Annotated in this window: 18 protein-coding genes, 5 tRNA genes and 2 rRNA genes (1 of these 25 cut by a window edge); 16 read left to right on the top strand and 9 right to left on the bottom strand. The window is 35.0% G+C overall.

Going from position 1 to position 23,341, the window contains the following annotated elements; translation table 11 throughout:
• The 9 genes from PCY70_RS08150 to PCY70_RS08110 form a co-directional block, all read left to right on the top strand.
• Positions 1 to 782, top strand: a 23S ribosomal RNA gene (locus PCY70_RS08150) (it extends 2,113 nt beyond the left edge of the window).
• A 78-nt stretch (positions 783 to 860) separates the two neighbouring features.
• A 5S ribosomal RNA gene (gene rrf, locus PCY70_RS08145) occupies positions 861 to 978 on the top strand.
• A 4-nt stretch (positions 979 to 982) separates the two neighbouring features.
• Positions 983 to 1,055 (top strand) — tRNA-Val (locus tag PCY70_RS08140).
• 54 nt (positions 1,056 to 1,109) lie between these two features.
• Positions 1,110 to 1,181, top strand: a tRNA-Gln gene (locus PCY70_RS08135).
• Positions 1,182 to 1,187: 6 nt separating this feature from the next.
• Positions 1,188 to 1,260: transfer RNA gene (locus PCY70_RS08130), tRNA-Lys, on the top strand.
• A gap of 7 nt (positions 1,261 to 1,267) precedes the next feature.
• Positions 1,268 to 1,349 (top strand) — tRNA-Leu (locus PCY70_RS08125).
• A gap of 20 nt (positions 1,350 to 1,369) precedes the next feature.
• Positions 1,370 to 1,440: transfer RNA gene (locus tag PCY70_RS08120), tRNA-Gly, on the top strand.
• A gap of 172 nt (positions 1,441 to 1,612) precedes the next feature.
• Positions 1,613 to 2,980: a hypothetical protein gene (locus PCY70_RS08115; RefSeq protein ID WP_305766954.1), complete on the top strand. Its 1,368-nt coding sequence runs from the start codon at positions 1,613 to 1,615 to the stop codon at positions 2,978 to 2,980.
• Positions 2,981 to 3,219: 239 nt separating this feature from the next.
• Complete coding sequence (locus PCY70_RS08110; RefSeq protein WP_010167196.1) at positions 3,220 to 3,612, top strand: type II toxin-antitoxin system PemK/MazF family toxin; 393 nt, start codon at positions 3,220 to 3,222, stop codon at positions 3,610 to 3,612.
• 47 nt (positions 3,613 to 3,659) lie between these two features.
• Here PCY70_RS08110 and PCY70_RS08105 read toward each other — a convergent pair whose 3' ends face one another.
• The 7 genes from PCY70_RS08105 to PCY70_RS08075 form a co-directional block, all read right to left on the bottom strand.
• Positions 3,660 to 3,902: a DUF6514 family protein gene (locus PCY70_RS08105; protein WP_010167195.1), complete on the bottom strand. Its 243-nt coding sequence runs from the start codon at positions 3,900 to 3,902 to the stop codon at positions 3,660 to 3,662.
• A 217-nt stretch (positions 3,903 to 4,119) separates the two neighbouring features.
• Positions 4,120 to 5,355: a GTPase HflX gene (hflX, locus tag PCY70_RS08100; RefSeq protein ID WP_305766953.1), complete on the bottom strand. Its 1,236-nt coding sequence runs from the start codon at positions 5,353 to 5,355 to the stop codon at positions 4,120 to 4,122.
• Positions 5,356 to 5,375: 20 nt separating this feature from the next.
• Positions 5,376 to 7,295 (bottom strand): NAD-dependent DNA ligase LigA, encoded by a 1,920-nt coding sequence (gene ligA, locus PCY70_RS08095; protein WP_305766952.1) that lies wholly within the window; start codon positions 7,293 to 7,295, stop codon positions 5,376 to 5,378.
• 1 nt (position 7,296) lies between these two features.
• The gene (locus tag PCY70_RS08090) at positions 7,297 to 9,492 is read right to left on the bottom strand and encodes an ATP-dependent helicase (RefSeq protein WP_305766951.1); all 2,196 of its coding nucleotides are present in this window, start codon (positions 9,490 to 9,492) and stop codon (positions 7,297 to 7,299) included.
• A 31-nt stretch (positions 9,493 to 9,523) separates the two neighbouring features.
• Positions 9,524 to 9,790 carry a YerC/YecD family TrpR-related protein gene (locus PCY70_RS08085; protein WP_029488026.1) on the bottom strand — a complete coding sequence of 89 codons (267 nt, stop codon included), beginning with the start codon at positions 9,788 to 9,790 and terminating at the stop codon, positions 9,524 to 9,526.
• Positions 9,791 to 9,803: 13 nt separating this feature from the next.
• A complete protein-coding gene (locus tag PCY70_RS08080; RefSeq protein ID WP_305766950.1) occupies positions 9,804 to 10,520 on the bottom strand; it encodes a phosphatase in 717 nt (238 codons plus the stop codon).
• A 158-nt stretch (positions 10,521 to 10,678) separates the two neighbouring features.
• Positions 10,679 to 11,506, bottom strand: coding sequence for a tRNA lysidine(34) synthetase (locus PCY70_RS08075; RefSeq protein ID WP_305766949.1), 828 nt, complete (start codon positions 11,504 to 11,506; stop codon positions 10,679 to 10,681).
• 136 nt (positions 11,507 to 11,642) lie between these two features.
• Here PCY70_RS08075 and PCY70_RS08070 point away from each other — a divergent pair, with 136 nt between their 5' ends.
• The 3 genes from PCY70_RS08070 (at position 11,643) to PCY70_RS08060 (ending at position 14,298) form a co-directional block, all read left to right on the top strand.
• Positions 11,643 to 12,899, top strand: a complete 1,257-nt coding sequence (locus PCY70_RS08070; RefSeq protein WP_305766948.1) for a replication-associated recombination protein A — start codon at positions 11,643 to 11,645, stop codon at positions 12,897 to 12,899.
• A gap of 128 nt (positions 12,900 to 13,027) precedes the next feature.
• Positions 13,028 to 14,086 (top strand): leucine-rich repeat domain-containing protein, encoded by a 1,059-nt coding sequence (locus tag PCY70_RS08065; protein WP_305766947.1) that lies wholly within the window; start codon positions 13,028 to 13,030, stop codon positions 14,084 to 14,086.
• Between the two features lie 56 nt (positions 14,087 to 14,142).
• Complete coding sequence (locus PCY70_RS08060; RefSeq protein WP_010167182.1) at positions 14,143 to 14,298, top strand: hypothetical protein; 156 nt, start codon at positions 14,143 to 14,145, stop codon at positions 14,296 to 14,298.
• A gap of 42 nt (positions 14,299 to 14,340) precedes the next feature.
• Here the strand turns inward: PCY70_RS08060 and PCY70_RS08055 are convergent, their stop codons facing one another.
• The gene (locus PCY70_RS08055; protein WP_305766946.1) at positions 14,341 to 15,984 is read right to left on the bottom strand and encodes an extracellular solute-binding protein; all 1,644 of its coding nucleotides are present in this window, start codon (positions 15,982 to 15,984) and stop codon (positions 14,341 to 14,343) included.
• A 465-nt stretch (positions 15,985 to 16,449) separates the two neighbouring features.
• Between PCY70_RS08055 and PCY70_RS08050 the strand changes: the two genes are divergently transcribed.
• The 3 genes from PCY70_RS08050 to PCY70_RS08040 all read left to right on the top strand — a co-directional run bounded on the left by PCY70_RS08050 (position 16,450) and on the right by PCY70_RS08040 (position 21,541).
• On the top strand, positions 16,450 to 17,502 hold the full coding sequence (locus PCY70_RS08050; protein WP_305766945.1) for a hypothetical protein: 1,053 nt from the start codon (positions 16,450 to 16,452) through the stop codon (positions 17,500 to 17,502).
• A 28-nt stretch (positions 17,503 to 17,530) separates the two neighbouring features.
• On the top strand, positions 17,531 to 18,229 hold the full coding sequence (locus PCY70_RS08045; protein ID WP_305766944.1) for a WD40/YVTN/BNR-like repeat-containing protein: 699 nt from the start codon (positions 17,531 to 17,533) through the stop codon (positions 18,227 to 18,229).
• 147 nt (positions 18,230 to 18,376) lie between these two features.
• A complete protein-coding gene (locus PCY70_RS08040; RefSeq protein WP_305766943.1) occupies positions 18,377 to 21,541 on the top strand; it encodes a beta propeller repeat protein in 3,165 nt (1,054 codons plus the stop codon).
• A gap of 85 nt (positions 21,542 to 21,626) precedes the next feature.
• Here PCY70_RS08040 and PCY70_RS08035 read toward each other — a convergent pair whose 3' ends face one another.
• Complete coding sequence (locus tag PCY70_RS08035; RefSeq protein ID WP_010167175.1) at positions 21,627 to 21,758, bottom strand: hypothetical protein; 132 nt, start codon at positions 21,756 to 21,758, stop codon at positions 21,627 to 21,629.
• Between the two features lie 155 nt (positions 21,759 to 21,913).
• Here PCY70_RS08035 and PCY70_RS08030 point away from each other — a divergent pair, with 155 nt between their 5' ends.
• On the top strand, positions 21,914 to 23,341 hold the full coding sequence (locus tag PCY70_RS08030; RefSeq protein WP_010167174.1) for a flotillin family protein: 1,428 nt from the start codon (positions 21,914 to 21,916) through the stop codon (positions 23,339 to 23,341).

Genomic DNA, 23,341 nt, shown 5'->3' with positions numbered 1-23,341 from the left:
GATAGGAGGGAGGCTGTGAAGTCAGTACGCCAGTATTGATGGAGCCAACGTTGGGATACCTCTCTTGTAATACTTAACTTCTAACCATAATCCGTTATCCGGATTTGGGACAATGTCAGGTGGACAGTTTGACTGGGGCGGTCGCCTCCGAAAGAGTAACGGAGGCGCTCAAAGGTAACCTCAGAATGGTCGGAAACCATTCGAAGAGTGCAAAGGCATAAGGTTGCTTGACTGTGACATCGACGGATGAAGCAGGTACGAAAGTAGGACTTAGTGATCCGGTGGTATGAAAGTGGGATTGCCATCGCTCAACGGATAAAAGCTACCCCGGGGATAACAGGCTTATCTCCCCCAAGAGTTCACATCGACGGGGAGGTTTGGCACCTCGATGTCGGCTCATCGCATCCTGGAGCTGTAGCAGGTTCCAAGGGTTGGGCTGTTCGCCCATTAAAGCGGTACGCGAGCTGGGTTCAGAACGTCGTGAGACAGTTCGGTCCCTATCCGTCGTGGGCGTAGGAAATTTGAGAGGAGCTGACCTTAGTACGAGAGGACCGGGTTGGACGGACCGCTGGTGCATCTGTTAGACTACCAAGTCTATAGCAGAGTAGCCAAGTCTGGATATGATAAACGCTGAAGGCATCTAAGCGTGAAACAGACCTCAAGATAAGATTTCCCATTCGTAAGAAGTAAGACCCCTTGCAGATTACAAGGTAGATAGGTTGGAGGTGTAAGAATGGTAACATTCGAGCTGACCAATACTAATGGTTCGAGGGTTTGACCTAATTTAAAATGGGTTTTGTATAGTTAATATTTATATAGTTAATAGTATTTGTTTTTGAGTGTTTAATATTTATTTATTTTTTGGTGATGATACGTCTCTTGGAAACACCCGTTCCCATACCGAACACGATGGTTAAGCTTGAGAAGGTCGACAGTACTTAGTTGGAGACGACTAGGGAGGATAGATGGTTGCCAAAATTACGGTCGCTTAGCTCAGCTGGGAGAGCATCTGCCTTACAAGCAGAGGGTCATAGGTTCGAACCCTATAGCGACCATTTGAACTATTATATAAGTAGTTTAAAAGGGTTATTGTTTGTATTTAAACCTGTAGGGTTATCGCCAAGCGGTAAGGCACAGGATTTTGATTCCTGCATTCGAAGGTTCGAATCCTTCTAGCCCTGATTTGCGAGTCACTAGCTCAGTAGGTAGAGCACTTGACTTTTAATCAAGTGGTCCCGGGTTCGAGCCCCGGGTGGCTCATTTGTATGCGGATGTGGCGGAATTGGCAGACGCACTAGACTTAGGATCTAGCGCCGCAGGGTGTAAGGGTTCGACTCCCTTCATCCGCATATTCAATATATTATATTTTGCGGGTGTAGTTCAATGGTAGAACACCAGCCTTCCAAGCTGGTTACGTGGGTTCGATTCCCATCACCCGCTTATTATTAAAAAAAAGACTATTGTATAAATATACAATAGTCTTTTTTTGTTTTAATGAAACTATCTATTACATACGATACGAGATTTTCAAAAAATTAAAAAAAAGTGGAACATAAAAAAAAATCCGCGTCTGACTAGTATAAAGGCAAATAATAATTAAGGAGAATCTACAATGAAAATAAAAAAATTATTTATTGGATTAACAATCTTATCTCTTGGAACACCAACTTTTGCACAATTACTTCCAAACAATATAACTCCTATCGATGGAGTAATGACATTAGACATAGCTCCAGAAAACACTACACCGGATTTAACTATTAATGTAACACCTACGCCAATATTACCTACATCAGTAGATATTCCAACAAACATACTAACTTCAAAAGATCTAATTACTCAAAATGAAAACATATTTATATCTCTCGATTTTTTAAGAAAAAATTTTGGCATGGAATTACAGTTAATTGACGAAGGACAGATACTTATTCTACCAACAGTTCTTAGCCCACTTATCCCATTCGATCAAATGGAGGTTCATTCTATGAATTTGGATATTAAAATACCTGAAGATGCAATAAAAATCGATCGTGCAACTATTAAAACTATTGATACAGAACTCAAACAAATTACCATTTTACCAGCTGGAAAAGATGATAATTTAGATAATTACATTATATTAAATATCAGTGATCTTACTTCTTTTGCCAATGGTACTAGTCAATTTGAAAATATGCACGAAGGTATGATTGTAGAGGTATATCACTCATCTTCTATAACTAAGTCACGAGTACCGCAAACAGCTGCGTATATTATAAATCCTAGAATAGATGGCACAGTTATGTTACCAGATCCAAACCATGTGATACCTGCCCCAATCGTATATGAATATGATCAAAATGGTAAACTCATATCAAAGTCAACTACAAATTCTTCACCTACCCTTATCAATCAACCAACAACTATAATACCTGAAAATGCAGTTAAAATTGATCGTGCAACCATTAAAACTGTCGATACCGAACTTAAACAAATTACGATTTTACCTGTTGGAAAAGATGATAATATAGATAATTACATTGTATTAAATATCAGTGATCTCACTTCTTTTGCCAATGGTATTAGTCAATTTGAAAACATGCACGAAGGTATGATTGTAGAAGTCTATCATTCACCTTCTATGACTAGATCTCGTGTACCACAAGCAGCGGCCTATGCTATCAATCCTCAAACAGATAGTACCATTAATCAAGAAACTGCAGATTTTATAGTTGCTGAAATAATGCCCGCCAGAGAATCAGTAAAAATTACAGAAGTTCTCGAAAATAATAACAATATTAGTATTCGAATTGGTGAAACTCGTAATCAAGAAGAAATCTTTCACATTACACCAGATACTCTTATAACTAAAAATAATAAAACTGTTCCAGCAACAGAACTTAAAGCTGGTCAAATCGTTACTATTACTTATGGTCCTACTATGACTATGTCTCTTCCTCCACAAATGCAAGCTGTTACCATAGCTATCATCTCAAATTAAATTAATTAAATTATATTTTAAAAGCTGTTATTCTTATTGATATAACAGCTTTTTTATTTGACAAAAATTCTCAAAGGAAGTATACTTATTTTAGTAAATACCCTGTTTTTTTTGTCTCATCTTTTATTTTTAACATACATAATAATCTTTAAGAAGCCGTGATAAAATTTACGACTGATATAGTCCTGACATTTATACAGACAAAAGGGTAAATTTATCTATATAGAAAGGAAAATTATATGTCAGTAAACGAAGTAAATTTAATTGAATTCAAGAGAGGAGATGTATATATTGCTGATCTTGGTCAAGATGTAGTAGGCAGTGAACAAGGTGGAATAAGACCTGTTGTAATTATCCAAAATGACATAGGCAATAAATTTAGTCCAAATATTATTTGTGTTCCTCTAAGTACAAAACCTAGACGTAAAAAACTTCCTACTCATATTTATATTGATAAAATTGATTATGAAGGTATTGATAAAGATAGTATTATATTAGCTGATCAAATGCGTACTATATCCAAACAAAGAATTATTTCTACAACTCCCCTGGCCTCGATTAAATCTGAGAAAATGTTTGAAATTGAAAAATGTATTTCTAATAATCTAGGAATCAAATCTATAATAATGTAAATAAAAGAGGTATAGGGAATAACCCATACCTCTCTACTTTTTTATAATTAGGCGACTATATCATCAATTACATCTTCCAAGCCTATAACTGTTACAGTTCCTTGACATATTTTGTTACATAATTGATTAGCAAACATTTTATTTTCTGTAAAATACACTTGAGAGCAAATATATTTTTCATAATCTTCCGCAGCTATTTCTATACCATATGTTAAATTTTTTTCTAATAAATAATATGTGTGCTTCCTACCATCAATTATCTGTTCACCTATCATAACTTTTTCATACATTTCATAATCACCTTATCCTTAGTATTTTTCTATTTCTAAATTGATTATAGCACAAATATTAAAAAAATGACAGAAAAAAATATCGCATAAAATACATGTGTTGTCAAATAATCGACAAAAAATTTATTTACTGTTAAATTTTATACCAAATCCAGGAATATCAATGCTGTCTTAACTAGTTTAATGTCATTAAATGCGATATTTTTTATCATTTATCCTATTCTAATTCCACTGAAATAAACGGCTTAATTTTATAAATTTTACTAAAATGTAAAAAGCCAGTAATCTTTACGCCATTTTCTTGATAATATGTTACTATTTTTTCTCCATATTTATTACAATATGCCACAATATCATTTTTAGTATATGGTACGACTGCTGTAAATTTTTTCATTTCATCATATAAAATTTCTTCAATTTTCAATTGTAATTTATCCAAATTTAATCCTGTTTTAGCTGAAATAGTAAGATTTTCTAATTCTTCTATATAAACTTGTTCATTATCAACTTTATTATAAACTTTTAAAACTGGTATCCCTTCAATTTTCAAATTTTTAAGAGTCTCTTCTACAACCTGTATATGACTTTCATTATGCTCATTTGATGCATCTATTAAATGAATTATTATATCAGAATACCTTACTTCTTCCAAAGTTGAATAAAAAGCTTTTATAAGCTGATGCGGTAATTTTTTAATAAATCCTACTGTATCTACAAAACGAACTTCTGTTCCCGACGGTAATATTGCTTTTCTAGTAGTAGTATCCAACGTTGCAAATAACTGTTTTTCAACATATATGTCACTTCCTGTAAGAACATTAAGCAGCGTTGATTTCCCTGCGTTTGTATAGCCTACTATTGAAACTACTCTAACTTCTTCTTTTACACGTTTTTTCCTAATGATTTCACGATGACGTTTTACTTCTGCCAATTCTTTTTCTAAGACATCCATTCTTTTTCTAATATTTCGCTTATCTAATTCTAATTTTTTCTCTCCTGGTCCTTTACTTCCTATACCTCCAGCCTGTCTAGACATTGAAATACCTGTTCCTGCCAATCTAGAATACTGATACTTAAGCTGTGCCATCTCAACTTGCAATTTTCCTTCACTAGATGTTGCCCTTTGTGCAAAAATATCTAAAATAATTAATGTTCTGTCCATAACTTTAGTATCTAATATTTCAGATAAATTTTTCATTTGGAGTGGAGATAATTCTGTATCACACACTACTCCAGTAGCTCCAACTTCTTCAATATATAGTTTCAATTCTTCAATTTTACCAGTACCAAGGTAGTGTTTTGCATTAATTTTATCTACTTTTTGAATCAATTCACCAATAACACTCGCACCTGCAGTTTCAACCAGTTCTCTCAACTCTTCTAATCCTTCTGCAATTGCTTTATCACTATCTTCTAATTTTTTTTGTGCTACAAATATAATCACTTGTTCCATTACAATACCTCCCTAACTACTTATAACATTTTAACAAAATCTTCTTCACTTATAATTGGTATTGACAACTCGTGTGCTTTACTATTTTTTTTAGATGTTGAATTTATTTCGTTATTAATCAAATAACTAGTTTTGCTGCTAATAGATTCACTAACTTTTCCACCACATTGTTCAATTTTTTTCTGTAAAGCTTGCCTATTTTCAAAATAATTTAATTTACCTGTAATCGCAAATACTTTGCCATCTAAAGAACTCGATGAATTAGTTTCCTTTTGTTCAAATTTTATCTCCATCAATAATTTATCTATTAATTGTTTATTTTCTTCATTATTAAAATATCGATAAATCTCTTTAGCTATCAAAGATCCAATTCCTTCAATATCGTGCAACTCTTCTTCAGATGCTGCACGAATTGCATCTAAATTATCCACAAAATATTTACATATTAATTTTGCATTTTCTACTCCTACTTGAGGTATTCCTAAGGCTGTCACAAATCTATGCAAAGCTACTTTTCTAGATTTATCAATCGATTTAACTAGCTTTGTATAAGATTTTTCACCAAATCCTCTCATAGAAATAATTTCATCTTTATATTTCTCTATACTATAAATTTCACTTACATCATTAATAGGTAACTTTTCTAATATTGCTTCTGAAAGCCCTTTTATATCCATTGCATTCCTTGATACAAAATGTACTAATTGTTTAAGTTGTTTTTCTAGACAATTCGGATTACCGCAATATAAGGTTTTAGTTTCTTTCTCTTGTTTAATTATAGTATTTCCACCACATTTACTACACACATTTGGAATAGCAACCGGTCCCGTTTGAGATAAATTTTCCAAAATCTGTGGAATAATCATATTTGCCTTATAAACTATTATTCTGTCCCCTAATCCTAATTTTAATTCTTCTACCATAGAAATATTATGAATACTTGCATGTGTTACAGTTGTTCCTTCCAAATCAACAGCTGCAAAAACAGCTACTGGATTTATTTTTCCTGTCCTAGATGTGTTCCATTCTATTGCTTCAAGAATTGTTTCTTTTTGTATATCCTTCCATTTATATGCCATAGAATCCTTAGGGAACTTTGAGGTTACTCCCAATGATTTGCTATATGCTATATCATTAAAAGACAAAACCAATCCATCTGCTTGAAAGTCTTTATTCGTTATATTAGCTGTAAATTTTTCAACCACTGTTTTTAGAGTTTTATCAGTCACTACTTCTGCTTCCACGACAGCAAATCCTTGCTGCTTTAAAAATTTTAACATTTCTTTTTTTGTAACAAAATTTTTATCACATTTCATTACAGCAAAACAAATAAAATCTATGTTTCTTTTTGCTGTTACACTAGAATCGAGTTGCCTTACACTTCCACTACATAAATTTCGCGGATTCTTATATTTGTTATCTTCTACCATATTAATTCTTGCAAAATTAGAGTTTGTGATAATTGCTTCCCCTCTAATGGTCAATTTATCTTTATATTTTATTTTAAGAGGTAGATTCCTAAAAGTTTTTGCGTTTGCTGTTACATCTTCTCCAACTTGGCCATCGCCTCTTGTTACTGCCTCTATTAAATTGCCATTATCATACTTAATTACCACTGTCAACCCATCTAATTTATAAGAGAGTAATCCTTCTTCATTGCCTAAAAAGTTTTGCAATATATCAATTTTTTTTGTCTTATCAAGAGATAATATCGAAGTATCATGGCTCTTTGTTACCAATTCATTACTAACAGTGTGCCCAATTTTTTGAGTCACACTATTTCCATAAATTATACCCAGTTCTTTTTCTAGTTCTTCCAATTCTACAACTAATTTATCATACTCTAAGTTAGACATGATTTCTGTATCTTCTTGCTCATACGCAAAATTTGCCTTGTCTAATAGTGTTACTAATTCTTTCATCCTTGCTAACTTATTCATTTTACACCTTCTGTAATTTGGCAAATTTAGTATTAAGCTTTTTAAATTCTCCAGATTCAAATTTTATAGTTACAAAAATGTCCTCTTTCTTCTTCATTTTCTCGATCACCGTACCTTTACCAAACATACGATGCATTACTATATCTCCTGTCACAAAATCCTCTATTATGGTTGATTCCATTTTTTTATGTGGATTCCAGATTTTGAACTCAATATCCGATTTTTTCGTAGGTTCATAATTATTTTTTTTAGCATATTTTTTTGACGCAAACACTTTATTAATTCTTATTACCTCAGCTGGAAGTTCCGCTATAAATCTCGATGGCTCCACTGCTTTAATTTGTCCATATGTCATTCGTTCTTCAGCTTGTAAAATATATAATTTTTCTCTAGCTCTAGTTATTCCCACATAACAAAGACGTCGCTCTTCTTCCAACTTTGTTTTATCTTCATCAGATGCGCTCATATGGCTCGGAAATAACCCTTCTTCCAACCCTGGCATAAACACCACTGGAAACTCCAAACCTTTTGAACTATGCAGTGTCATTAACACAACAGCATTACTATTCTGGTCATAATTATCCACATCTGCTACCAATGTAATCTCTTCCAAAAAATTATTCAGATTTGCTTCTTCATTCGATTGTACATATGCGGCAGCCTTTGAAACAAATTCTCGAACATTCAAAATCCTATCTGCGGCATCTTCTGGCTCAGTTTCCTTTAAAAAATTATTATAATCTGTTTTTACTATAATAGCTTGCAATAATGCCAGAATATTTTCTTCTTGTGCCAATTCTTTTAATTCTTCTATTAAATTCGCAAAGACTGAAACTTTTTCAGTCGCAGTTTTTCCTAAAATTCCAAATTGTCTAATATTTTTTGCTACTTCATAAAAATTTACTTGATAATCATTTGCTGCTTGCTGAATTTTATCAATACTTGCCGCTCCAATTCCTCGCTTTGGAATATTTATAATTCTTCTAGCCGCAACATCATCTTGTGCATTAACTATAATTTTTAAATATGAAACTAAATCTTTTATTTCTTTACGCTCATAAAATCTCACTCCACCCAACATTCTATATGGTATCGAACTTTGTATCATCTTCTCTTCTAAAACTCTTGATTGTGCATTTGTTCTATATAATATTGCAAAGTCTTTATAATCTCTTCTATATTCGCTTAAATCCTTAGATATTTGAGCTGCAATAACATCGGCTTCACGATATTCATTTTTTACAACATATAACTCAATTTGCTCACCTGTTTCATTATCTGTAAAAAGCACCTTAGGTTTTCTATTTTCATTATTTTTAACAACTGCATTTGCAGCTTCTAATATATTTTTTGTAGAACGATAATTTTGTTCTAACTTTATTATTGTTGTATTTTCAAAATCTTTTTCAAATTCTAGAATATTACTTATATCTGCTCCTCTCCATCCATATATACTTTGATCATCATCACCCACTACACATAAGTTTTTATGTTTGTCAGCAAGCTGCCTTATTAATTCATACTGCACACAATTTGTATCCTGATATTCATCTACCAAAATATATTTAAATTTATTTTGATAAAAACTTAACACATCTGGATGATTATTAAATAAAATACACACATTTACTAATAAGTCATCAAAATCCATTACATTATTTTCGTATAACTTATCTTGATATGCGTCATAAATTTTAGCTATAATATGTTCTCGAAAATTTCCCTCACTTTCTTTCAGTGCCTGTCTTGGTAAAATAAATTGATTTTTCTTACTACTTATGTGTGAAAAAACTGCTCCTACCTGAAACTCTTTTTCATTTATATTCATTTCTTTCATTACATCTTTTATAGTAATTTTTTGTTCTGCACTATCATAGATCGTAAAATATTTGGTATAGCCTATACTTTCACCAAATCTTCTCAATATTCGTACACACATGGAATGAAATGTGCTAATCCACATATTTTTAAGCACATCTTCTCCCACATCATTAGCCATTCTTTCTCTCATCTCCGCAGCTGCCTTATTGGTAAATGTTATTGCCAATATTTCCCAAGGTTGCACCTGATGGTTTTCAATCAAATTTGCTATTCTTTGAGTTAGCACTCTAGTTTTTCCGGATCCTGCTCCAGCCAGTATTAAAAGCGGGCCGTTCACATGCTGAACAGCCTTTTTTTGCCTATCATTTAAATTCATTTGTTCTCCTTAAATATTTGTAAAATATATTTTATAATAGTGACTCATAACCTTTCGCCCCATCCACGATAGTGCGATTTACTCGACTTATCGTGGTAGTGGAAGCATTTGTAACTTGTTGTATTTCTACATATGTCTTATTTTGTAATAACAATCTTGCAACTTCCAATCTTTGAGCAAATGCATTTAGTTCATTAGGGGTGCATAAATCTTTAAAAAATAAATCACATTCCTCTATAGTTTTAAGTTTCAATATTGCATTATACAAGTCTTTAATTAGCTTTTTTTCCTTATTCATTTTTACCTCATAATTATTTCTTTAGTTCTAAAAATTCTAGCACTTTATCCGGATATAAATTTAATATTAATTCTTTTGGAAATTGAATTTCCTCTAAAAAAGAAATCGTTTTCTCAAAATTACCCACCTCATAACAAATGTGTGCATCAGTATTTGCTATAATAGGCATATCGAAATCATTACAATAGTGTAGCAGCTCTATCAAACTTTCTCTAACTCCCACTCTTAAACAAGATGCATCTAGTGACGCATTATTCACTTCTAACAATGTATTGGTCATTTTTGACATTCTAGCAAGCTCGTATAAATCTTGTGGATATCGCTGATCTCCAGGATGACCAATGATATTAACCAGAGGATTTTGCATGGCTTCTAAAACTGCATATGTCACACTTTTTATATCCGCAAAATTTATACATGGCGGATGTAAGCTTGCTATAGAATAATCTAAGCTTTTTATTATACTGTCTGCTAAATCAACCGTACCATTATAATCAATAATGTTTAATTCTACACCACGCAAAACTTTCATCCCATATACTTCTTGCGGAATGACTTTTGCATTTGTAAAATGATATAGATGAGCACCACCTGGCATTGTTGGTGCATGATCTGAGATTCCTAATAGTTCTATTCCATTTTCTTTTGCGAATTTAGCATTTTCATCGAATGTACTGTACGCATGTCCACTTGAAAGCGTATGAGTGTGTAAATCAACTAAAAATTTCATATTAAGCTCCCTTTATAATAATTTAAATTCTTTAGTATATTATCAAAAATATATCATAAAATCAAGTACACACACGTATTATCCATTTAATTTATTGGGGCATTAAGTTGATTTCTTTGAAAGAGTATTCCCCAAAATATGTCATTTATTACATCTGTTTAGTAATTATCTAAAAAAGATTTAACGTTTCCGTTCGTTCTAGTTCCAAGCACTGTATCTAGATTTATATTATGCATACTTTGAAAAATATTTCTATCAATATGAGGATTAATTTTTCTGAAATTTTGAATCAATTTTTTCATTTCTTGTCTCTTCGAATCCACATTATCATTAGCAATTTTCTCAGTCATAAGGCACGCACATTGCAAAAACATCAGTTTATTATAATCCTTAAATGCCAATATATCTTTTTCCTTAACCATATATAGTGGACGTATCAATTCCATTGGCTTAAAATTTAGACTTTTCAATTTTGGCATCATCGTTTTTACTTCGCCACTATATAACATATTCATCAAAGTTGTTTCTATAACATCGTCAAAATGATGCCCTAGTGCAATCTTATTACACCCAAGCTGCTGCGCCTCTTTATACAGATATCCTCGTCTCATTCTTGCACACAAATAACAAGGATTTCCACCTACATCTGCAACTACAGTGAATATCGGACTTTCAAACATCTGAATAGGAATGCCCATCAATTTTGCATTTTCTATTATAAGTTCTCTATTTTGATTTGAATATCCTGGATTCATTACCAAAAATACTAATTCAAAATTGTTACGACCATGACGCAAAAGCTCTTGCATACATTTTGCTAACACGAATGAATCTTTCCCTCCTGAAATACACACAGCAATTTTATCTCCATCTTTTATAAGTTGATACTCATTAATTGCTTTCACAAATTTAGACCAAATTGTTTTTTTATATGTTGTAATCAGACTTCTTTCTATCTGTTGCATTTTTGTAAATTCTTTTTTCATTTGTAAAATCCTCTTCTTTTTTATATTTTAAACAGTTTATCAAACAGCAATAAATTTTTCAAGCAATTTTGTATATTATCTTTTCAATTTGTCCATACTCTCTTATGTAACTTGACTTATAGATGAGGAATTAATTATGGATTTATTTGATTATATAGGAACAAAAAATATTGATTCACCACTTGCTTTAAAATTACGACCTGTTACTCTTGCCCAGATCGTTGGCCAAGAACATATTTTAGCAAAAGGAAAACTACTACATCGTGCCATTACCGCCGATAAATTACAATCTATGATTTTTTATGGTCCCCCAGGATCTGGAAAAACTACTATTGCTAAAGTTATTGCTAAAACTACTACATCGCACTTTGAAACATTAAATGCTACTACTAGCGGAAAAGCCGATATTCTCAGATTAGTTCAAAACGCAAAAGATTCATTAGCAACTTCTAGTAAACATACTATTATATTTATAGACGAAATACATCGATTTAATAAAGCTCAACAAGATGCATTGCTTCCTTACGCAGAAGACGGCACCATCATTTTAATAGGGGCAACGACTGAAAATCCTTATTTTGAAGTCAATCGTGCTCTGCTATCTCGTTCATTAATTTTTGAGTTACATTCTCTTACCAATGAAAATATTATAACAATTTTACAGCGTGCTATTACAGATACAGACAAAGGACTAGGAGTATATAATGCCATACTTACTGACCAAGCCGCAGAATTCATTGCGACACATGCAGCTGGTGATGCTCGCGCAGCTTTAAATGCTCTTGAATTAGCGACACTTACTACAGAACGCAGTGCGGATGGAAAAATTAATATAACCGCCCAAGTTGCCAGTGAATGCATGCAAAAAAAAATTTTAAACTATGACAAAAAAGGTGACAACCATTATGATGTAATTTCTGCGTTTATTAAAAGTATGCGTGGCTCTGATGCAAATGCGACACTTCATTATTTAGCCAGAATGTTAGAATCCGGCGAAGACATAAAGTTCATTGCTAGAAGAATCATGATTTGTGCAAGCGAAGACGTTGGCAATGCCGATCCTATGGCTCTAATTTTAGCAACAAACGCAATGCTCGCTGCAGAACGAGTAGGTATGCCCGAAAGTAAAATAATTTTAGCTCAGGCTGCAACTTATATAGCGACTTCAAAAAAAAGCAATGCCTGCTATGCGGGAATTAATGCCGCCATCGCTGATGTCCAAACTATTGATATCGGACAAGTTCCTAACCATCTAAAGGACACACATTATAAAGGATCAGAATCTCGAGGTATTGATTATAAATACCCTCATTCATATGAAGGAAATTACGTAGAACAACAATACTTACCTGACGCTATCGCTACAAAAAAATATTACAATGATCCCAAATAAATAAGCCTTCTGTATGTTTTTCAAATTATTTTATCAGATTCATTCATTTGTTTATTTTTATACTTGTTTAAAACGATAAATTAATATAAAATATTTTTACGCATTTAAATATTAGGAGGTATAAAATTATGAATGAAACTGCAGAGACTTTAAAACAAATTTATCTAACATATGGAGAAACAATTTATGTAAATAAACCACAATTCAAACATTTGATACAAGATAAACTAAATAATTCAGATGTAAAAATGTTACTATGGGCAATAGAACTGGGGGTCGCGGCCGCAGTAGGGCTTCAGGTTAAATCTGCTGATGACAAAGATTCTATTGCTCAAATACAAAAACATCTTGTAAATGAATTTATGTGGCAACCAGATCTAGCACAAAAAGCTATTGAATGTTTTGTATATGCAAAATTTTCTCTTGCAAAAGATGAAGAACCCATAGTTAATATATTGAATTATAATACACGACAATTTTATATTGTAAATAAAGTATTAATTAAATATATTGGCGATGATGCAAAAGTTAAAGTTCCAGAAGGAGTCACTTTTATTGCCGAAAAAGCTTTTTATAAGTGTACCAATGTAACAGAAATAATACTTCCCGATAGTATCGTTAGTATTGGTAAATTTGCCTTCGATTTTTGTAGCAGTTTACACAAAATCGAGCTTTCTCCAAACATCACTCACATTGGCACAGGCGCTTTTAGTAGATGCAGTAGCCTAAAGCACATCGATCTTCCAGAACAGATTGTCGTTCTAGCCTCTGGAATGTTTTGGGGATGCAGTAGTCTCGAAAATGTTATTCTTCCCAAAGGAATATTCCGTATTAGTGATTTTATGTTTTATAATTGCAATAATTTGGTAAATGTAGAAATTCCACCTAATGCTCATGAAATAGGTAAAGAGGCCTTTTCTGGTTGCCACAAACTTGTTTTTATTGAATTACCTAAAGGTATGCTTACAATTGACGAAAAAGCTTTTAATGATTGTCTCACCCTAGAGAAGTTCATACTTCCTGAAGCCGTTTCCAGCGTTGGCAATAATGTATTTGCTGGATGTTATAACCTCAAAACCATAATAATTCATCATTCACTAAAATCAATAGCAGGTACTGATATTCTCAATAACAAAATTCAGGTACTTACACCAGATAACAAACTTTGGAATTTATTAGTTTCTTAAATAGTATAGTAGTGCTGTCATAAATCATATTTATATAACACAAGGAGGTGTTAGAGATGTGTAAAACTATGATAAAAAAGACTACATATGATGAAAGTATTCAAATAGAAAATATTCGCAAAGAACTATTCTCTCCCACATCTATTGATCAATATTTTATTCAACTACAAAAAAAAGCTTCTGCTAAAAAACTTATGCAAAAAGTTGACTAAAATAAAAAAGACGCTCTTATGGCGTCTCTTTTCGATCATTATTTATTTTCTGTCATATGCAGCCTGTTTTATTGCCGCAAGTTCATATATACCATATTTTTCAATATCTGCTAAGTATTCCTCCCAATCTTCATCCACATTTTTATTGCCTATAATAAAATCAATCATTGCTTGCTCTAGATATGAATCTAACAGTGCTGTAATATCCACAATACGTCTTGATTCTTCTGTTGTTTGAGACAAATTTAGCAAAATTTTTTCAGGGTCTTGCCCATAGGGAATATAGTCTTCTATCGATGAAATATATAAAATTCTCTCAATATCTTCATCCGGGTTTTCAAGTGCCGCAAACCATAAGTCATAATCAGGCGGTTGGTAGTCCGATCCCATTCTATTCCAACTTATATCTTGAATTGCATCTTGATCGTTTCGTATATACTTTGCAGGTTCTCCAATATAGTTTACCGCACCTTTTGGCGCATCGTCGTAGCCGCCCGCACCTTTCATTCCCAATATCATTTCCAGTGCGCCTTGCTCAGTAAACATATAATCGAATACACGCATTACCACTTCTGGGTTCTCACAAGCATTTGTTATCGTCATCGTAGATCCACCAAAATCAGGTACTATATGTGCCGACTTCACCCCTGCTGGCCCCGTAAGAGGAGCTATCGGTATATATTGCGTCCATCGATCCACATTAACAGTACTACAAAACACCGATGTAGATCCCGCAGGAATTGCCCCCGCTATAGCAATCTCTGGATTAGACCCCAATTTTAACAATTGATCTTTTGTTTGAGTGAACATCAATGGATCTATCAACCCTTCCGTATACATTTTATTCATGTATCTCAAAAATTCTTTCCACTCATCAGTTGCTTTTACAGGATAAACTTTATCGTTTTCATCCAAATTAAAGTAACCTGTACTAGAAACAGCTGGGATAAATGCGTTTAGCAAATATGGTACCGGATGCGCCCCCCATCCACTTACCATCGCTGCAGTAAAGGGAATTTCATCATCGGGATCGCCATTACCATTTGCATCTTGCTCCTTAAATGCTTTTAGCACCTCATAAAATTCATCTGTAGTTGTAGGCACTTCTAGCCCCAAATTATTCAGCCAATCCTGATTGATCCACATTTTTTCAGTAGCCAAATTTCTTGGTGACTTTCCTATCCTTGGAATACAATACATATTTCCATCTTCCAATGTCCAAGTATCTCTTATCACCGGATTCTCATCTAATGCTTTTTTTATGTTCGGTGCATATTTGTCAATTAAATCATTGAGTGGAACAAAGATTCCTTGCTGAGCATAAAGCAACAATTCAGACGGAGCCAACCACATATCCAAGATTACATCGGTATAGTCTCCACCTGTCATCATTATGTTAAATTTTTGTCTTTTATCTATCGAAGTGGGCTCAGTATATTCTAGTGTTACGCCTGTGAGTTCTTCCAGCCGTTTCGAAAATTGATTAATTTCTGGATCATATGTAGTTACGCTTGTTCGCAATGGAGCAAAAACTGAAAATGAATCTGTCTCACCTTCTTTCACCACAGGATATGTTCCAACAGGCGTATATATATCACCTCTCTCTCTTACAATCTCTGTTTGTGTTCCTCCACAAGCTGTAAGCAATCCAATTAATATTGGTGCTACAATAATTTTTTTTAGCATCGTCATTTCCCCTTCCAAATTTTAATATATTTTCAATATAACATATTAAATATACATATACAATATGTTATTTTTATAACAAATTAATACATCTAAAACAACTTTATGTTACAAAGAACGATTTATTTATCAACATCACTACATTATGTTATTTTTAACTTTTTACTAAAATTGTTCTTATTTATAAAAATAATTCAAATATCTCTTTACAAATTATACCTCATAAATTATAATTACAATAAATTCATTTGTAAATTTTTACATTTGAAACGATCCTCTATTTATTTTCAGCAGCTATGGCAAAATACTATTAAAATCAACTATAATATTAAAAATTTTAATACTAATTACTAAACAGCAGAAATTCTTACAATCATTTCTATCATACATATTTCTATCTTCACTTCTGCTACCCCCACAGCTGTTACACAACAATCTTATTAGATTATTAAGGAGGCTTTATTTATGAAAAAATTTATCGCAAGTCTTATTGCCGTTAACGCATTACTCGGTGCTTCAATCCCAACTTTCGCCGCCGCTCCCGCTGTTGCCACGACGCCTCTGGGTGCTCCTCATACTTTAATCGGTGTGCGCCCTTCAAAAACTCAAGGTGGCTTGCCATTCGTATCTCTCAATAATCCTCTGTATAAAAAAGACCTAGATGGAATATTGATGGCTTCCAAAGGAACTCTTCCTGGTGGCATCTCGATGTATGTCGATGCTGACGGAAAAACCGTTCCTGCAGATACAATGGACTTAAAAGGTATTCCTGCTGGCACGCTGGTAACAATGAAAGTACAATTTTCAGATGGCTTCTACATCAAAGATGGCGTTGGTGCTACTAACATAAACATCGCTATTGGGAACAATCCGGCTTCCAATAAAAATGTTAATATTATCCAAAACACAGGCACTATCACTTTTACTGATGCAGCTCCTCTTGGCGCAAACCAAGTTATAAAATTTCAGTTTATAATGCCTGATAGCGATCTCGATTTATTAAATGATTTTTCCTATAAATTTAGCGTTGGAGACATTGTTATGCCAAAAGGTTCCGCTACTGGATTCACTACCGCATTCCCTATAATCAACATTACTCCTGGAAAAACTGACACTTCTGCCTCTTCTTTCCTAATTAAAAGCACTGTATATGCTCCAGCTTTGAAAGGCAAACTTGTAAATGCTAACGGCGATCTTCCTTCATCTATGACTGTTCAACTGCAAGCAAATGGCAAAAACATCACGCCGGCATCAACCATAAAGGCTGGCGATAAAATCACTCTAAAAATATCAATGTTCACATCTTATGCTATCAAAGGTGGCGTTGGAACTCCTAAACTTGAGATCACCCTAACCAGTCCAAAAGGGCTCTCCATCACTCCATCTACCAACTCATATACTTTCAACGGTGCTCAGCCAGTCGGCGCTTCTGGCAAATTTGTGGCCTTCGACTTCATTATGCCGGAAGGCACTATCGATCCGCTAACTGACTTTGTGTTCAGCTTTGCAGTAAAATAATCAGTATCTAAACACCAAGGCGGTTCCAATGGAGCGCATCGATTACAAAAATCAAGTATCCTGTCCTGGCGCAGCGGTGGCATTTCATCCTCACGATCACAACACTGTTTATGCCGTAGTTGACCGACTTAATCATCGCGGGCAATTTGTACGATCTACCACTGGCGGCACTGATTGGGAATGCTTATGCCAACTCTTTGATGTGCCTATGTCTGATGCGATAAAAGCGTATACACTAATCATCGATAAAAATAATCCTACCACTATGTATTTTGCGCTTCCTAGTAAAGCAATCAACGATGTTCACTCAACCTTTCCAGTTGCCGATGTCAACGCTGTTGCTTTTTCAAACGACCACCATACAATTTATTCTGCTGCAATGGGAGCAGATGGGGGGCTATATAAATCCACCGATGAAGCAAGAAACTGGATTAAAATGCCACTTCCACCAGGGGTAAATTCTATCAACGATGTTTCGGTCACGCCAAAAGGTCGCCTAATTATTTCCACCGGTTTTGCTTCTGCAACAGCTTCTGAGTGCGCAGGCGGAATGTATTATAGCGATGACGAAGGAGTCAGCTGGACACTAGCATTTATGTGGGCTTCTTCATATGCATCAGGCTTTTATAAACTGATTCTTCCGGATGGATTTTCATCTGCTAATAAGGTAGTGACTACCGAAGACTATGATATTAAAGGGCTTCCCATCGAAGCTTTGCTCAAATAGTATTTTGTAGTAACTTTTACTACAGCGGCAAACTATTTCAAAATTTCTAGTACACCATTAAGTTATAATATTGTCAAGCATTTAAAATATATGATACAATTTGATTGTGTACTAGTTCAAAATAAATTCGAAAAAAAGGAGCTTTTTATGAAATTATCACAAAAACTTATTGCCTACATTCTTGCAGCCGCGACATCAGCAACAATCTCAACTCCCGCCTTTGCTACGGAAAAAACCTCTATCACTACTGGCTCGGTCACTTCTGGTACATTGCAATTTGAACAAGACTTAGTTACCAGACGCATCAACTCCACAGAAGATATCGAATGGATTCAGATCGCGGCAGGGTCACAAGGTGGTGCCGACTCATCATTCTTCCATCCCACTGATCCAAATTATGTCTACATATCGCAAAACATGGATACTTCTTATATGTCACGAGATGGCATGACAAGCGTTGATACGTGGGAAACCATTTCTGATGAAGATGCCAATGGTGGACTGACCGCATTATCACAAACTTATCAGATGAAATTTTCGCTTCAAGATGAGAATTATGGTCTTGCTGCAAATGAAAATGGGTTATTTGTTACATATGATAAAGGAAAGAACTGGCGTCCATTTGCAGAAGATAAGTTTCCTCATATATCCAGCCAAAAAGTTTCTCTTTCTGCACTCACTATTGACCCAACTAACCATGACATTATCTATGCCGGATCAGGTGGATTTTGGAAAAATAAAGATCCTCGCACTAGCAAACAACGCTATAAAACCGGTGCGAGCAATGGCGCGGTTCAAGGCATAATTTATAAATCTACTGATGGCGGAGTTACTTGGACCAATACTTTTGAGGGGCTCCCGCGACAAGCAGAAATCGGGCAAATCTTCATTCACCCTAAGCAACGCGACACCTTATATGTTGCGACCTCTCACGGAAATTTCATCAGCCATAACGGTGGAGCATCTTATGAACCCATCAACGATGGACTTGCAGATCCTATTACTGGCGACACGCATATACGAGATTTGGCCTTTCACTATGACGAAGCGACAGATCAAGTAACTTTGGTTACTGCCACTCTTACAATTTGGGATTTGGATGATGAGGGCAACGTGTCTCACACTAGTGGCGGTGTTTTTAAAAGTGTGGACGAAGGAAAAACATGGGAATCTTTAAACGACGGGATGATGGTTGACTATACCAACTTTAAAGATGCTAATGGAAAGGGTTCTCAACAAGGGTTTCAAAACGGAATAGGCAACTGGTTTGGCAAAAGCAACTTACCAAACATCAAAGTTCCTGATGCAATACTCCCAAGCTTTCGAGAAGTCGAAATTAACCCTGTAAATCCTAATATTTTATATGCAGCAAACTGTGGCCGCAAGGAAAATAGCATCGAGCCCGAAGGAATTTGGATTTCGGAAGATGGTGGTAAAAATTGGTTTATTTCTACCAGAATTGGGTCTGGTTACCAAGAAGATGCAGAGTATTGGTCGTCACAATATGCACCAGATGATGTTGACCTAACTACTCGAAATGTTGATGTTGGTGGTGAGGAAGACTGGTCTTGGATGTTTGATGGGCAATATCCTATGCTTGCGTATCAATATTTGGCAATCAGTCCCGATGGCAAAACACTCATTACTCACGTATTTAAATCTAGAATCGTCTCTAAAGATGGAGGCAGAACATGGGCACAGGTAGATTCTGTGGAAGTTGACCACGACATCTGGATCGGTCGAGGCAATAGCAATGTTCCTGGAAAATATGTACTTACGCAACCTGTCACCAATGATGTGTATTTTGTATCTGGCGAAACAGGACTTTGGAAGCTTAATGACACTGTAGATTATTCTCACATCGATACAAAAGCAGTACCAATGGAACGAATCGACTTCGAAAATCAAGTATCCTGTCCTGGCGCAGCGGTGGCATTTCATCCTCATGACCCCAATACAGTATACGCATTGGTAGATAGACTAGGACACCGCGGCGAATTTGTCAAATCCACAAACGGTGGCAAAGACTGGGAAAGCCTTTCCAAAGTTTTCGATGTACCTATGTCAGACTCCATCAAAGCCTATACTTTAATCATTGACAAAAACGACCCTAATACCATGTACTTTGCCGTGCCTGTAAAAACCATAAACGACGTTGCGTCAAAACTTACTCTCAAATCGGATCAACGCGGTGTATATAAAACTACGGACGGTGGCGTCACCTGGGCTGTTGCAAACAATGGTATCGACGCTACACCTGCAAACATTAACGCTGTTGCTTTCTCTACGGATCATGAAACTCTTTATGCAGCATCGATGGGTGCAGATGGTGGATTATATAAATCTATAGATGAGGCAGAAAATTGGACCAAAATGCCACTTCCAGCAGGAGTAAACTCTGTCAACGACATCACCGTTGCGCCTAGCGGCAGAATCGTAATTTCTACTGGCTTTGCATCAGGAACTCCAGCAACTTGCAAAGGTGGGATGTGGTATAGCGATGACAACGGCTCAACTTGGACTCACGGATTTTCTGGTGCATACATCATTGACACTACCGTAGATCCTAAAGACGAAAATAGAATGGTTGTAACAATGGGCGGCTCCACTGCTATCAATGGCCTAAACCAAGGATTATTTATGACAACTGACGGAGGAGCAAGCTGGGTTAAAATCAATAACGGAATAGGCAATTCAAATAAAACTACAGAAGTAATGTTTGACCCTATTGACCCCAACGTGATGTGGGCATCGTCCTATGCATCTGGATTTTATAAAATGGTTCTTCCAGACGCATTTTCATCTGCAGACCAAGTGATGACCACCGAAGATTTTAGCCTCCCGGTTGCTCTTCCTGTACCCAACACTATGAGAGAAATTCCGGTTACCAATCCTACTGCAAAGCTTGATAATACGCATTCTTTGGTAAATTTGGCAGATAATGGCACGCCGATTGTTCTGATAGATGGATTAGGAGATATAATTAAGAGTAGTTCTGCAGCTGCCCCAGTACTCGAATTTACCACCATCGACAATATTGAAGAGGGAAGCATCGTAAGCTTAAACTTGAAATTTCAAGAAGGATATTTTCTAAAAAATAGTCTAGAAGAAACTAATGTAACTGTTCATCTCACAAATAACCCCAACTCATTTAAAAATATCGATATTGTCGTTCCATCTGATTCTTTAACTTTTATGGCCGATCAACCATTAGAAGCAACCACAACATTAACACTAAAATTTGCAATGCCAAATGCTGATGTTGATATTGTCAACGATTTACAATTTCACTTTGATTTTGAAAATAAGTAATATTCCCCTGGAACTGCCCCCTTGCAGTTCCTCTTTTTTATCTCAAAATACCTAAAGATTGCAGCATCAATTCTACAAGAGCTCTTCATTCATCATAAGCATGAAGCACCATCAACCACAAATATGCTATTGGTGCAAAAAATACCCATTCTACAATCCAAAACAGTATTCTTCGACTTAGCGACATTTGATAATAATGCTCGACTAATTTATACATCTTGTAACCTCTTTTCAATTTTATAATATAGTATTGTCAAACACTTACATTATTAAACAAATTTTTTTTGAATATATGCACATAAAGTAAAGAACATGCTCCTATTGACAAAAATTCTGATTTATTTTAATATTATTTATAAAGGGGGAATTAATATGCATTTTATTGAAATTGCAATTATCGTTGCCATTGTTGTACTAATCTTAAGTATGTGGAAAAAAGCTCCTATTGATAAAGCATTTGTAATTACAGGTGTTAAACAGAGAGTTATTAGTGGCAAAGGAACCATAGTTATCCCAATATTAGAACAAATTGACCGCATTTCGCTAGAAGATATGAACCTTGATGTAAATACAACCGATTCACTAGATATTACAGGGGTTCCGTTATCAACAGATGGTGTTGCTATTATTAAGATTAAAAATGATAAGCAAAGTATACTTACAGCAGTGGAACAATTTAATACTGGTAAGCTTCAGAGTACTATTGACAACATCAAGTCTACTACCAAGGATGTTCTAGAAGGTAAGTTGCGAGAAATTGTTTCTAAGATGACTTTAGAAGATATATACCAAGATAGAGAAAAATTTACATCCGAAGTCGAATCTGTTGCAAGCTCTGAACTAACTAAAATGGGGCTTCAACTCATTACATTCACGCTCCGAGATATTACAGATAAAAATGGCTATTTGCAAGCATTAGGTGCCAAGCGTATAGCAGACGTACATAAAAATGCTGAAATTGCAAAGGCAGAGGCCCAAAGAGAAGAGCTAGAAAAGACTGCAGAAAGCAACCGCTTAGGTAAGCAGGCCCAATTAATGGCAGAAACTCAAGTTGCCGAAGCCGAAAAAGAAAAGGAAATTAAGTTGCAGCTGTATAAAGAGGAGCAGTTTAAAGCCAAAGCAAAAACCGATAAAGCCTACGATATCGAAACAAATATTGTTCAAAAACAAGTAATAGAAACTGAACAATCTGCTAAATTGCTAGAAGCTATCAAGCAAACAGAAGTTACAAAACAAAATGCGCTTCGCAAAGAGCAAGAACTCGATGTAAATATCAAAAAGCAAGCCGATGCCGAAAAATATAAAGCCGAAAAAGAAGCCGAAGCCCAAAGATATATCGAAGAGCAAAAAGCATATGCTGAGCAGAAAAAGATTGAACTCGAAGCTGCTGGTAGGGCCACCGCTCTCGAACTAGAAGCCAAAGCTCAGGCATTAAAAATCGAGGAAATTGGTAAAGCCGAAGCCGCTGCGATCAAAGCAAAAGGCCAAGCCGAAGCCGAAGCACTCAAAGCCGAAGTTGAAGCACTTCGCGAAAAAGCTGATGTTTATAAAGAATACGGCAACGCTATCATCGTAGAAATCATTGCTAACAACCTTCCGGAGATTGCTGCCAACATTGCGAAACCTCTTGCTCAAACCGAGAAAATGGTTATCATAGACAATGGCGGTGACAACTCCACCGGCGCTTCTGCCAAGTTTACCAAAGGTCTTACAAACATCATCGCACAAGTACCAGAAGTCGTTGAAAGCTTAACTGGTATTGATCTTGCTGAAATAGTTAAAGAATATACTACACGTTAA

The organism is Candidatus Epulonipiscium viviparus, from assembly GCF_030708075.1.
Lineage (GTDB): Bacteria > Bacillota > Clostridia > Lachnospirales > Cellulosilyticaceae > Epulonipiscioides > Epulonipiscioides viviparus.
Note: the sequence above shows the minus strand (reverse complement) of the source record. Positions and strands in the feature narration are given on the sequence as shown.